Annotated in this window: 10 protein-coding genes and 1 pseudogene; all 11 read right to left on the bottom strand. The window is 47.0% G+C overall.

The window, feature by feature from the left end:
• Nucleotides 1-87 precede the first annotated feature (87 nt).
• Nucleotides 88-926 (bottom strand): annotated as a pseudogene (locus MKY92_RS28805) (Rpn family recombination-promoting nuclease/putative transposase).
• A gap of 85 nt (nucleotides 927-1,011) precedes the next feature.
• Nucleotides 1,012-1,890: an AraC family transcriptional regulator gene (locus tag MKY92_RS28810; protein ID WP_339298475.1), complete on the bottom strand. Its 879-nt coding sequence runs from the start codon at nucleotides 1,888-1,890 to the stop codon at nucleotides 1,012-1,014.
• A 230-nt stretch (nucleotides 1,891-2,120) separates the two neighbouring features.
• Nucleotides 2,121-3,530 carry an MATE family efflux transporter gene (locus tag MKY92_RS28815; protein ID WP_339298476.1) on the bottom strand — a complete coding sequence of 470 codons (1,410 nt, stop codon included), beginning with the start codon at nucleotides 3,528-3,530 and terminating at the stop codon, nucleotides 2,121-2,123.
• A gap of 235 nt (nucleotides 3,531-3,765) precedes the next feature.
• Nucleotides 3,766-4,653 (bottom strand): carbohydrate ABC transporter permease, encoded by an 888-nt coding sequence (locus MKY92_RS28820; RefSeq protein WP_339298477.1) that lies wholly within the window; start codon nucleotides 4,651-4,653, stop codon nucleotides 3,766-3,768.
• Between the two features lie 179 nt (nucleotides 4,654-4,832).
• Entirely contained in the window at nucleotides 4,833-5,714 is an 882-nt protein-coding gene (locus MKY92_RS28825) for a sugar ABC transporter permease (RefSeq protein WP_036606643.1), read from the bottom strand.
• Between the two features lie 38 nt (nucleotides 5,715-5,752).
• The gene (locus tag MKY92_RS28830; protein WP_339298478.1) at nucleotides 5,753-7,072 is read right to left on the bottom strand and encodes an extracellular solute-binding protein; all 1,320 of its coding nucleotides are present in this window, start codon (nucleotides 7,070-7,072) and stop codon (nucleotides 5,753-5,755) included.
• Between the two features lie 114 nt (nucleotides 7,073-7,186).
• Complete coding sequence (locus tag MKY92_RS28835) at nucleotides 7,187-7,981, bottom strand: response regulator (protein WP_339298479.1); 795 nt, start codon at nucleotides 7,979-7,981, stop codon at nucleotides 7,187-7,189.
• Complete coding sequence (locus MKY92_RS28840; protein WP_339298480.1) at nucleotides 7,978-9,735, bottom strand: sensor histidine kinase; 1,758 nt, start codon at nucleotides 9,733-9,735, stop codon at nucleotides 7,978-7,980. The genes MKY92_RS28835 and MKY92_RS28840 overlap by 4 nt, the downstream gene beginning before the upstream one ends.
• Before the next feature lie 358 nt (nucleotides 9,736-10,093).
• On the bottom strand, nucleotides 10,094-10,921 hold the full coding sequence (locus MKY92_RS28845; RefSeq protein ID WP_339298481.1) for a carbohydrate ABC transporter permease: 828 nt from the start codon (nucleotides 10,919-10,921) through the stop codon (nucleotides 10,094-10,096).
• On the bottom strand, nucleotides 10,921-11,787 hold the full coding sequence (locus MKY92_RS28850) for a sugar ABC transporter permease (protein ID WP_339298482.1): 867 nt from the start codon (nucleotides 11,785-11,787) through the stop codon (nucleotides 10,921-10,923). The genes MKY92_RS28845 and MKY92_RS28850 overlap by 1 nt, the downstream gene beginning before the upstream one ends.
• Before the next feature lie 24 nt (nucleotides 11,788-11,811).
• The gene (locus MKY92_RS28855) at nucleotides 11,812-13,050 is read right to left on the bottom strand and encodes an extracellular solute-binding protein (RefSeq protein ID WP_339298483.1); all 1,239 of its coding nucleotides are present in this window, start codon (nucleotides 13,048-13,050) and stop codon (nucleotides 11,812-11,814) included.
• Nucleotides 13,051-13,198 lie beyond the last annotated feature (148 nt).

A 13,198-nucleotide genomic window follows, 5' to 3' on the forward strand; every position in this document is an offset into this window, starting at 1 on the left:
GGCTCTACTTTCTTTATACCCCAATGACGACAAAAAGAGCCAACCCGTGATTGGATCAGCCCTTAATCTATAGATTCCCGTTTCATGTTACTGTTTAGGCAATAACTTCTTAATTTCATCTTCAGAGAGTCCAGATGCTTTAACTATAGCAGAGAGATCTACGCCAAGTGTGAGTAACTCACGAGCCATTTCTCTCTTGCCTTCAGCCGCTCCTTCAGCTCGTGCGCCTTCAATCATTGATTTTTCGTCACTCAATGCTTTCATTCGAGCATCGTAGGCCATTCTGGTGGACGCATCCTGACTCAGAAATTCCAGCGTATCCATCGCCTTTTTCAACATCGGTTCATTCATGGCCAGCACCTCCCAGTTTGATGTATCTATTCCTTTAAGGAATAATAACCAATTCACGAGTCCGCCTTTTTCCATCGGAACAGAATACTCATCCAATTTGGTTAGTTCCATCACATGTATTTCGATATCATCCGTCAAACCAATACCTGTATGATCTTCTCGTAAATGAAAAACATTGTGATATCGCTCATTATCCAGACAGGAGTAGTTGAGTATATTAATAGTCACGCATTTTTTGAGTAGACTATAGTTTTCACCCTTTTTTATCTGATGAAAGTACATCTCACTCCAATAAAACACGTCCTTTTCTCCATGTTATACGGGTTAAACAGCTACATTTCAATGTTAATTAGTTTGCCTTCTAACGTCTTTGCTTTAATATCCAGAATGGATTGTTTATCCTCTGGACTATCCTTATCTGTATACGTGTTAACCACAGTGATCTCCGTAAGAGGAGATTCGCCGGTCTCTATAAACGTGCTGTTCAGAAAAGCTAACAAAACATCTTTGTTTTGCTCACTTCCAAAAATGCGTTTGAACACAAAATCTACTCGTGGATCGAGTAATTCCGTCACTCAGCATCAGCTCCATTCTCACCAGTATTATATCATAATTCCCATATAGCCTCAGCTTGATAATGGATCTGCACTTAAATTGCATCTACTCCTCAAATGACAGATTGAGCGGCTCGTCGGACATCTCGTATTCTGTCTCCATATGTGTCAGCGGTGTGTTCAGATCAACCTCCTCGAAGCGGAAGCTGTCAACCCACACTTTTCCTTTACCGTTCAAAATAACCCCGAAAGAAATGACCGCGCTGCCCTCCGGCACATCAAGCACAATACTATACTGATTCCATGGCTGCGTACCCGTAATTGGCCGATCATGCATGTTATCAAATTGGAGTACATCATGGACGTTATTATCCACACGCATCCATAATCCGCAGAACGCATCCACATGCTCGGTCTTCACGAATCCCGATAACTTCATCCGCTTACCCACATACTTGTCCGCTCTGAACTGTTGCATCATTGTTGCGAACTCGTTAGGCTCCATCGGCGTAACGGCCTTCAAATATCCTGATGCTTTTCCCTGATGCACTTCGGCAGGATCAATGCCCATCTCATAATTTTGCGGATGACTTCCGGTTAACATCCAGCCTGTAATCGTTGACGTCTGACTCATCTGTAATTCTCCTCCTCTGGTTCTTCCTTCGAATAATTTCAGATCGAACAATTTGCGAAAACGTCCTGGTGGCATGCCATATAATTTGCGGAATGCGCGGGTGAAGGCTTCCTGACTCTCAAAACCACATGCCAGGGCGATGTCCAAAATGCCCACATCCGTGGTTCGCAGGACCGTGGACGCCAGACTCATCCGGCGGTTGCGGATATAATCCACGACGGTCATGCCCACCTCATTACGGAAAATTCGATGGTAGTGATATGGCGACAACAACGCCTCGGATGCCACTTCTTCCAGTCCAATCTGCTCATGCAGATGAGTCTCAATATAGAACAAACTTTGCTGAATCATTGCACGGTAACGGCTCAACTGAGGTAAAGCCCCCTTCCATATCCCTACTATACGTGAATGGTGTAACCGCCGTTTTGATCATTTTTGCTATCTTCACTTCTTTCCCGAACGCAAAAAAGAGCCAATCACGAATTGAATTCTTTCCGTAATTGACTCTCCTGGGAAACTGCTGCCCTGTGGCTACTGTAGAGCCACTTCATTGATCTACAGCAGGTTCATTTATCTATTCGTCAGACAGCCGGTACCGGCTGTGCACCAACCTCTTCGTCATCATGCTCCACTAGTTCATGTTTCTCCCAAGCTCTACTCTTCCAGCGGAAGTACATAATGACCGCGCGGGTCCACTCATCCGCCGCAATGGCAAGCCACACACCAGCGAGCCCCAGATGAAGCTTGAATATGAGCAGATATCCGAGTGGCAGACTCATGCAGACCATGGAGATCAGACCCATGTATACCGGGAACTTTGCATCCCCTGCCGCACGCAGGGAACCAATGATCACAATATTGCAGGTACGTCCGGTTTCGAGCAACAGACTGAGTAGAATCACTTGAGCCCCCAGCTTGATAATTTCCGGATTATCCGTAAATATGCTCATCAGCGGTACACGGAAAAAAATGATGATTACATCAATGATAACCGTGGCCAGAAGGGCCCATTTTACACTGTCAAAAACACGTTTGTACGCATCGTCTTTGCGCCGCGCACCCACAAGCCGACCTACAATGATCGATGTCCCCATACCAATCGCCATGCTGAACAAGTAGATATAGCTGGAGATGTTACCCGCATACTGTTTGGTTGCCATAGCTTCTGCACCCAGATAGGTCACATACAGCGTGAACACGAGCTGGCAGGAATGATATACCATGGATTCCATCGCAGACGGAATGCCAATCCGCAGAATTTTGCCAATAAAATGTTTGGACAACTTAATGTAGTATTCAAAATCCACCCGTACCTCGCTCACACGATACAACAACCAGAAGAAGATCAGAAGGCAGATAAACCGGCTTCCCACCGTGGAGATCGCTGCCCCTTCCACCCCAAGCTTCGGCAGGCCGAAGTGTCCAAAGATCAATGCATAGTTACCAACAACGTGAATCACGTTCATGAATACAGCAACATACATCGTTTCTTTGGTGTAACCATGTGTACGAATCGTCGCAGCCAGCGCGTTAATGAGTGCCTGAAGGAAGATACCGCCACCGACGATATTTATATACGAACGGGCAAAATCATAAATTTCGCCTTGAATGTTCAGGAGTGATAACAAATGTCCTCCGAACAGAAGGAAGATTCCGCTCAGGACCAGACCTACAATAAGATTCAGTGTGATCGCATTACCCGTAACTTGTGCTGCTTCACTTAACTTCTTCGATCCGATATATTGTGCGACTACAATCGCAGCACCATGACCAATGACTTCCAATACAAGGATAGCGATAGAAATAATCTGATTGGCTGCTCCAACGCCGGAGACCGCATTATCGGATACCGAGCTGAGCATGAGCGTATCCACGCTCCCCATCAACATAAATAAGAAGAGTTCCAGGAAAATAGGCCATGTAAGTCGAATCAGATTCAGATCCTTGGCATCAGAACGAAGGGACTCTTTGGTTGAGGATATTGCTGTCATTTTCTCACCTTTCCCATGTGGGCTTTAATTCTTAGGGTATGTTAGCACAGGTGGTTTGAAAATGCAGTAGTTTTGCGAAAATAGTTGAAAGTTTTTTGTAATTCCATAAATAGGTATTTTCACCACTTTCATAAAGCCCCGCTTGCGTACGCCTGCCAGAGGTTGCAGAAGACAAAAAGGTCCCTCCCAACTCGCTTTTAAGCAAGTAATGGAAGGACCTTAGGCCCTCAGCCTTTTAACCTTTAACAGAACCCGCAGCAATGCCCTCCACGATTCGATTACTCAGGATGAGAAAAGCAATCAGGATCGGCATAATGCTAATCATCAGCGTGGCACCAATGGCTCCCCAATCCGTTGTATATTGACCGATAAAGTTCTGTACCCCCACGGTCAGGGTCTTGTATGAATCCGTACTGATGAACGTATTAACAAAGATGAACTCATTCCAGTTATAGATCATGTTGATGATTGCCGTTGTGGAAATGACGGAAGACGTCATCGGCAGCACAATCCGGAAGAAAATCCGATGCACGGAGCAGCCATCCATCACTGCCGCTTCTTCCACTTCCCGGGGAAGCGCGTAGTAGAATCCGAGTAGAATCATAATGGTAATTGGCATATTAAAAGCAATATAAGACAAGATGACTGACAAAGGATGATCGGTGAGATGAAGCTTCAGGAACAAGCTGAACAGCGGAATCAACGTGGAGTGTACAGGGATCATCAGACCCACCATGAAAAGCCCCAGCACCAGCGAACGACCCTTCCAGCGCATACGTGTAATGGCAAAGGTCACCAGACTGGCAAACAGCACGGTGACCACCACCGAGACCACGGTAATCCATACACTGTTGAAGAAGTACAAGCTGATATTTCCCTCTGTCCATACCTTGACATAGTTTTCCCAACGCGGGGTAGCAGGAAGGGAAAAAGGCGCCATGTCGAATACTTCCTGATTATTTTTAAGCGAGAATAACAGCAGCCATACCAAGGGTAAAATTTGCAGCAAAGCTACCAGGGACAAGAGGAAATACAGCAGAACATATCCGAATCTCCTTAACCACGCCGAACCTCGGCCTGTCCCCGGGTAAGTTGGCAATCTAACGGCCGTATCCGTCTTCATCGGGATGGACCTCCTTTCATTTCACTAGGGCGTGTCTGGAAACTCCGAAGGTGGCAGATTTTGCCGAATTTTCGTTCCAAGCAGGGAAATTTTCCGCAGGCGTGCCGGGGCACGTCAAGGGAAAGTGACGCAGCAGGGGGCGAAAAGCACTTCAGCGAGTTTTCAGACACGAACTAGCGTCAGGAATACTGGATCGTATCTTTGGATGCTGTCGCTTTACGAAGCAGCCAGGTAACAAGCAGACAGATCAAGAGCAGGAAGAACCCTACAGCACTGCCGTAACCAAAGTCGAAGCTACGGAACGCCTGACGATACATATAGGAGGCCATCACTTCGCTGGAGCCATTTGGTCCGCCATCGGTCATCACGTAAATGAGGTCAAAATACTTGAGTGAGCCCACCACAGCCAGTACCACAGTCACCTTGATGACTTCTGTAATAAGGGGCAGCTTGATTCGAAAAGCGATCTGCCAAGGACTTGCCCCATCAATCCGGGCTGCTTCCACCAGAGATTCCGGAATATTTTTGAGGGCCGCATAATAGATCAAAATATAGAAGCCTGCATACTGCCATAGAATCGGCACGAACAGTGCATACAACACCAGGGATGGCTCCGCCAGCCAGGCTGGCGGATTGCTGAAGCCGATCGCTTCCAGAAAGGTGTTCAGCACACCATTGCTGGGATGATAGATCTTCAGCCATAACTGAGCGATCGCGACCGAAGACAGCAGCATCGGGATCAAATATATTTTGCGGAACAGATTGGCCCCCTTGATCTTGCCTGACAGCACTAGAGCAATCATCAGATAACCGATCAGACTCAGCGCAGAGAACAAAGCAAGCAAAAAAGTATGGTTCGCACTCTGCCAGAATGTCCCGTCTTGAAGCAGTCTGGCGTAATTATCCAATCCAATAAAGGTCATTGCACCGATCCCGTCCCATTGCATCAACCCATAATACCCGGTGAGCACGATCGGGATGTAGACCAAGACCAGCAGCAGAAGCAGTGCAGGAAGCACGTACAACGCAGCAACGAGACGGTTGGACATGACTTTGTCCATCACATTATCCTCCCTTCAAGCGTTCAAGCACGTGTACGTCAATTGCCTTTATCAATTGCAGCCTGATGATTCTTCACAAAGTCCTCCGGTGTTACCGCTTTGCCAAATAACGCCTGAATCATGTCCAGATGTGCCTGAGCGGCTGCCGGTTTCATCTGTACGTCTGCAAAAAGCGTGAGACTGCTGGCCTGATTCAATTCGTTCAGCAGGTCGATGTAGAGCTGTGGCAGCTGTACTGCAGCTGTATCTACTTTGGTAGCCGGGATGACACCTGCTTCAGTTACCGAACTTTCACCCCATTTTTCTACAAAGTATTGCACGAACTTCGCCGCTTCTTCCTTCACTTTGGAGTTCTGGGCCACGAACAGTCCTACGCCTGGACCACCTACCCAGCTGTTAATGTCGCTCTTGCCATCTTCCATTGTTGGGAATTTGAAAAATCCGATCTTGTCCTTGAATTCCTGCGGGATGTCCGGGTTGGTCGTGAAGTTTGGCAGTTCCCAGGTACCCATCAGGTACATGGCAGCTTTTTCGTTCATGAATTCGGATTTTCCCTCATCGTTAGACAACCCGTTGAAGCCTTTGTTGAAAGCATTCATATCCACCAGCTTTTGTACCTCGGCAGCAGCTTGAGTCAGCGCAGGATCGTCAAACTTGCCAGAGCCATTGATGGCCTTTTCCAATGCATCTCCACCTAACCGATTCGCCAGATACATATACCAGAGCGAGCCCGTCCAGCGGTCTTTATTGCCCAGTGCGATCGGAACCTCACCGTTCTCTGTCAGTGTCTTTAGCACACTCAGGAATTCATCGTACGTTGCTGGCGGCTGCAAGTTATATTTCGCAAAAATGGCTTTGTTATAATAAATGGGGGAGATATTCAACTCGATTGGTAGCGCATATGTTTTACCGTCTATCGCATAAGCTTCTGTTGTTCCGGCTATGAATTTCTCGCCCAGCGAGTCGCTCAGCAGATCATCGACCGGCGCGAACAGGTTTCCCTTCACATAAGGCTCCAGAAATCCAGCAGCCCAAGTTACACCAACATCGGGAAGTTCATTGGATGCCGACAGAATTTTCAATTTGTTCTTATATTGTTCATTCTCCAGCACTTCCTGCTTAATGGTTACATTCGGATGATCCGTCTGATACTGCTTGATGATATCGTTGACCAGTTTGTTTTGCTGTGCGGAACTGCCTGCTGGCCAGAGGTGCATGAATTTGAGGGTTACTTTCCCATCTGTTCCGTTGCTGCCCGCCTCACCCTCTTCATCCGAACTTGAACTGTTACATCCGGATAAAATTACGGCGAGAACCAGCGTCCATGACAGAAGAATGGCCATCGTCTTTTTGCTCATTATTCCAACCCCCTTGGTTTTTTCGGTTAATGTAACCGCTTTAACCAAATTGTAGCACGGGCCTATTGCCTCTATAAGACCAGAACAATTTGGAAAAACTCCACTTTTTTGAGGTTATTTGTTATCTCGTTCAGATAGGGAATGCCGATATTTGCTTGGACTTAGCCCCTCAAGGCTTTTAAATACCGTTATAAAATACTTATCCGTCTGATAACCCACCTGTTCCGCAATCTCCGAGATTGGCATCGTTGTCTGCACAAGCAACTCCTTCGCGCGTTGAATGCGTTTGCGAGTAAGGTATTCACTAAAATTGATGCCGATCTGTTCCTTAAACAATACGCTGAAGTAACTGGAGTTGAGATGGAGTAAATCAGCGATTTCTCGCATGGTCACATGTTCACCCAGATGAGTATCCACATAGGTCAAAGCTTCACTGATCTGGCTATTGAGCCTTTGTTCCCCTCGCTCCTTAACATCCAGCAGCTTGGGGTCAACCATATCTTGCATCGTTTGAATACGTCGCTGTTGTTCGCTGAACTTTAGAGCTTTTTCGACGGTCTGCAGTAATTGTTCCTTATCAATCGGTTTCAACATATACTCCACAACACCCAACTTCATGGCCTGCTGGGCGTATTGAAAATCGGCATGTCCCGACATAATCAGGACTACAGGCTTGTTCGAAAAATGTTGAATGGCTTCAATCAGAGACAAGCCAGAGAATTCCGGCATGCGAACATCCGTTATCAACAGATCTGCCGGTTTTTTCTTGAGCCATTCCACAGCCTCGACACCACTTTCTGCAGTCTGAATGTGATTTCGTCCTGCCGACCATCCTTCCAGTGTTTTGCGAATACCCTCTCTTGTACGCGGCTCATCATCAACGATAAGAATCGTTTTGTCATGAATCATATGCACCCTCCGTTCCCCATGGGAATCACAAAGCAAATGACGGTCCCTTCCCCCACCTTACTTGTTATGGAAAGCCTGCAATGTTCGCCAAGTTGGCTGCCAAAGTAAAGCTTCAGTCGCCGATGTACGTTGATTAGACCTACACCTGTCCCCTTCTTGGACACAGCCGGCCCGCCATGTAAAGCATGAATGACAGATTGAAGCCGTAATTCATCCATACCGGGACCATCATCCCGAACCACAATGCGAACCAGATTTTTCTCAGTCAAAGCATCCACATGGATACTGATTTTTCCCGGTCCCAGTTTACTTTCAATCCCATGAAGAATCGCATTTTCGACCAAGGGCTGTATAAGAAGTTTCGGAATTGCGACCTTACGCACCGTATCACTCAGCTGAATCTCCCATTGCATTCTCTCTCCCAACCGCATCTGCATAATTTGAAGATAACGCTCGGCGTGTTCCAGCTCGTCCGCCATCGTAACCCATTCATCCTGTTGCGAACTGGAGATGATGTAGCGAAATAATCGGGACATCGCCACAACCATACGTGCCATCTCCTCGTCTCCCTTTTCCTCAAGGGACCAATAGAATGCCTCCAATGTGTTGAATAGAAAATGGGGATTAATCTGAGACTGCAACGCCTTCAGCTCAGTCCGGGACTGCATGACTTCCTTCTCATGAACCACACGGGTCAATTCATTCTGCCTGTAGACCATCTGGTTATATACGTCGTTGAGTTCATTGATCTCCGTCGTAGAGCTGACCATTAGATTAGGTCTCATTGCTCCCGGCTGTGCACTGCGCATGGCCCGCATCAGCCGTATGAGTGGACGTGTAATCATTGTGGACAAAAAGAAGGACATGATTAGGAATAGAACCACACCAATCATTCCCGAGACGAGCAACGCCGTTCTCAGGATGGATACTCCTTCCGTTGTCTCTCGCAGCGGGGTCAGGACAGCAAGTGTCCATCCCGTTAACTCCGATTTTTGCCGGACGACGATATAGGATTCCTCCCCGTTCTGCACAACTGATCCGCTGTCCAATATAGCTTTGGGATCGAGATTAATTTCCAGATCGGAAGTCACCACTTCGCCTGCCCCATCCAAGAGCATGATCGAGTCCTGCGAACCATCTGCCCCATTCGAATCATTGAGTTGAAAAAAACTGCGCTGCATCCGCACCACCACATAACCTCCATGTTCGAAAGAATGATCCAGCAGGTTAATCCGCCGAATAGCCAGGAGCACACCCGGATCTTCAGGGTCAGCGCCTGCCCATACCAGTCTGCCTTTTCCTTCATCCGCCAGGTTGATCCAGTTGCGCTCCACTCTGAGATCGAGGGATCGGTCATCCATCGGAAAGATGCGGTTATAACCCGTAGTGTATATCTCCATACTTTGCGCTCCGTTGATGAAAGACTGATAACTTCCTGCAATCTGCAAGAGGGCTTGACGCTGATTAAAGGTCGCCGGGTTGCCTTGCTTCTCATCGCTGAGCAAACGCTGCACGTATGAATCATCCGCCACCTGGGCAGTCAGCGAATTCACTTGTGCAATGAGTGCATCCAATCTGCCACTGGCCTGGACGGCGGTTTGGTGAATATGTTTCTCCGCATTGCTTTTCAGCAGAGCAGCTACCCGATCATAGGCCGATATGCCTGCGAGCAATAGAACAACAAGCATCACCATAACAAAACCAATGAAAATCTGATTGCGAAGTGAGTTAAAATGTCCTTTTTTCCCGTGCAACTTCCCCATTCTCCTCTCTTTTTGGCATGTAAAAGAACCCACCATCTTACGCCTGTGTTCTCTTGAAGACTGGGTACAAACGATGCCGGATTTATCTACGTATTCAGTTCTTTTCATTAAAGCGCTTGCAAAATTAAACCTTAATCTTCTTCTCATCTGCCTTTGTTTACCGATTAAACTAACGAATAAAAAATAGCATAGTTTTACAGGTTAATCAATCCTCCTGTAGCGTTCCGAACGTTAAATAGCTATGATCAAAAAAGAGAGGGGACTCTTACAGTCCACCTCTCTTTACTCATCTTCCCTTCATATGTCCATTCCTTTTACATCTATCTTTTCTTCCCCACATCATTTCCAGTTATTTCACAGACCCTTGTGTAACCCCGTTGATGATCCACTTCTGCGCAAACAGGTAGATGATAATCATCGGCAGCAACGCGAGCAGGTAGGATGCAAACGCAAGGTTAAACTCGGTATTAAACTGTCCCTGGAATACATACTGTACCAGCGGCAGCGTGTATTGTCCCGGATCACTGATAATAATGAGTGGCAGCAAGAAGTCGTTGTACGTGGACAGGCAAGTCAGAATACCAACCGTGGCACTGATGGGCGCCATGAGCGGGAAAATGATTCTCCAGAACGTGCCCCAGGTTGTCGCTCCATCCACAAAAGCCGCCTCCTCCAGCGCTACCGGAATGGACCGGATGTATCCCACGTACACAAATACGTTAAATGCCAGGCCATATACCGTGTGCAGCAGGATCAGACCTACCAGATTTGTCATCTCCAGCGATGCGGTCAGCTTAACAATCGGCAACATGATGATCGGAAATGGAATGAACATCGCGCTGACGAAGTAATAGTACAGTCCTTTGAAAAACTTTCGTTTCTCCATATTCCGTGCAATCGCATAAGCCACCATTGAGTTACTGAGCAACGTCAAAAGCACGGTGGATGCGGTAACGATTGCACTGTTACGGAACGACTGGAAGAAGTTTGTCATGTCGATGGCCCTCGCGAAATTCTCCCAGTGAAGTGTGGTCGGAAATGCAAAGACCGATTGGGCCATCTGTTCCGGATTTTTCAAAGCTATCGTAACGGTCATATACAATGGGAACAGGATAAACAGGGTACCCAGCACAACGAGCAACATAACGAGCCAATTGATTCGTGTACGGCTTCTCATTACAGATCCATCTCCCTTCTTTGCAGGAACCGGATTTGCAGAATTGAAATCACCGCAATAACGATGAAGTAAATAACCGAGTTCGCAGATTGATATGCATATTCGCCGCCTTCAAATCCGCCGGTGTAGATCAGATGGGAGATGGACTGTGTCGCCCGCCCGGGACCACCGTTGGTCAAGGCTACGATTTGGTCGAAGACCATAAGTGAATTTTTCATGGCCAGCACCATATTAATGGTGAAGAATGGGGCAATAAGCGGGAAAGTAATGCTCCAGAATTCACGCCATTTGCCTGCGCCGTCGAGGTTGGATGCCTCGTACAGTGTTATTGGTATCGTTTGCAGACCAGCCAAATACAGAATCGTATTCAGGGCCACGGATTGCCATACTGCAACAATGACGATACCGATCCAAGCCAGACTCTCGCTACCGAGAATGTTGGTGGATAGCGCATTGATGCCCAGATTTTGTCCCCAGATCGGGAATACGTTGGAGAACAGGTAGTTAAATATGTAACCTACGATCAGTACACTCAGAATATTGGGCAGGAAGTAGATGCCGCGGAAAAAGTTACGGAACTTGATCTTGGCATTCAGCCCAAGTGCAATGAGCAGGCTCAGAATATTGGTCAGGATCGTCACAACGATCGCGAACTTGAACGTAAACCAGTAAGCGTTACCTACATTGTCGTCCTGGAACAAGTTGAAATAGTTTTTGAAGCCAACAAAATCATATTCTTTCCCGAATCCGTTATAATTCGTAAATGAATAATAGATGCCCTGGAGGGCCGGCAGTGTCATAAACACAAAGAACAACACAACTGCCGGAACCGTCATCCAGTAATAAGGTGCGATACGCTTGTTCATACTCCATCCTCCTTCAGACAAGGCTTAACGCCGGTTCGCGACCTTGTCCCATTCTTTGTCGAGTGTATCTAGATAGTTGTCGATGTTTTGATTCTGCAAAAAGGACTGTACGATGGAATTCAGCTGCACCGCAGCCGGAATATAGTGATCGGGAAAGTCAATGACCTTGCCCTGCTCGATATAAGGCATCAATTCCTGTACCGCCGGATCATCCTGCTTCACATCTTCTACCGCAGAGAACAGCGTCTGTTCGTCAATATATCTTCCGATATTTTCAGGCTCTAACAGGAACGCAATAAACGTCTCCGCCTGCTCGCGATTAGGCGTGTCCGCCGCAATGGTAAACAGGGAGTCGATCCCGTTCACCAGCTTGATCTCGTTTGCATCGTTGCCCGTAGGGAATGGGAAGAAACCAATGTCGACATTTGGATTCGCTTTGCGAATCTCCGAGATGGCCCAGGTTCCCTGGATGTACATGAAAGCTTCACCGTTAGCAAAGGCACGGTTACCGTCCGAATAGGCTTTACCAAAGTTATCGCCGTGACCGTACTTCATGAGTTCCAGTTGCTTCTCAGCTACCTCGCGGTATTTCTCCTTGAACGTCACTTTGTTATCACGCCGCTCTTGGTAGAAATCAATGCCGACCAGATTGGAGGCCAGTGCATTGAAGGGCAGGCTCGTCTGCCAGTCATCCTTGTATGTGAAGTAAAATGGAATCTCACCTGCATCCTTAATCTTTTGGGCGGTTGCAATGAGTTCATCCCACGTCTTGGGCACGTCCAATCCCATTTCCTTAAACAGCGTTTTGTTGTACATGATGCCGTTTGCATTAGTCGCGTAAGGAATACCAGTCACTTCGTCCATGCCTGTGAGATCATTCAGCATTTGTATGTAGTTCGGATCAATCGTCTGGAGTAATGAGCTGTCCGTCAGATCGGTGAAAATATCACTCTGAGCCAGAATGGAATAGGTGTCGGTTGCACCCATGGCCATAATATCCGGTATATCATTTTTGACAACACGCGTCTTCAATACCGTCTCCGCATCGGGTGGATTCACCTGTGTCACCTGAATATCGTCATGCTCCGCGTTGAACGTTTTAATTAATTCATCAAAGGTTGTTTTGGCTTCAGGCTTGTTCTGGAAAAATTCAATCTGCACTTTGCCATTCGCGCTATCTCCACTGGTACAGGAAGATAAAAGTACAGCCATCATTCCACACAGCAACATTGTCCCGAGAGCCTTGGTTAGCGTTGTTCTCATGTTGTACCTCCCTCAGCTTTATACGTAAGAATTTACCCAATCAGATGGTGAAATAACCACTTGGTTAATCCTACCAAACCGACTTCAATCTCAATGGATGATATAGGTCTTTATTATTTCTAAAACGGTTTCGGTAAAAATGAATCAA

Origin of the sequence: Paenibacillus sp. FSL R5-0623 (genome assembly GCF_037974265.1) — a bacterium.
In the GTDB taxonomy this organism is placed as follows: Bacteria; Bacillota; Bacilli; order Paenibacillales; family Paenibacillaceae; genus Paenibacillus.

What these genes read in the sequence shown, in the direction of transcription:
- MKY92_RS28810 (WP_339298475.1), bottom strand. Translation starts at nt 1,890, where the DNA reads ATGATTCAGCAAAGTTTGTTCTATATTGAGACTCATCTGCATGAGCAG.
- MKY92_RS28815 (WP_339298476.1), bottom strand. Translation starts at nt 3,530, where the DNA reads ATGACAGCAATATCCTCAACCAAAGAGTCCCTTCGTTCTGATGCCAAG.
- MKY92_RS28820 (WP_339298477.1), bottom strand. Translation starts at nt 4,653, where the DNA reads ATGAAGACGGATACGGCCGTTAGATTGCCAACTTACCCGGGGACAGGC.
- MKY92_RS28825 (WP_036606643.1), bottom strand. Translation starts at nt 5,714, where the DNA reads ATGGACAAAGTCATGTCCAACCGTCTCGTTGCTGCGTTGTACGTGCTT.
- MKY92_RS28830 (WP_339298478.1), bottom strand. Translation starts at nt 7,072, where the DNA reads ATGAGCAAAAAGACGATGGCCATTCTTCTGTCATGGACGCTGGTTCTC.
- MKY92_RS28835 (WP_339298479.1), bottom strand. Translation starts at nt 7,981, where the DNA reads ATGATTCATGACAAAACGATTCTTATCGTTGATGATGAGCCGCGTACA.
- MKY92_RS28845 (WP_339298481.1), bottom strand. Translation starts at nt 10,921, where the DNA reads ATGAGAAGCCGTACACGAATCAATTGGCTCGTTATGTTGCTCGTTGTG.
- MKY92_RS28850 (WP_339298482.1), bottom strand. Translation starts at nt 11,787, where the DNA reads ATGAACAAGCGTATCGCACCTTATTACTGGATGACGGTTCCGGCAGTT.
- MKY92_RS28855 (WP_339298483.1), bottom strand. Translation starts at nt 13,050, where the DNA reads ATGAGAACAACGCTAACCAAGGCTCTCGGGACAATGTTGCTGTGTGGA.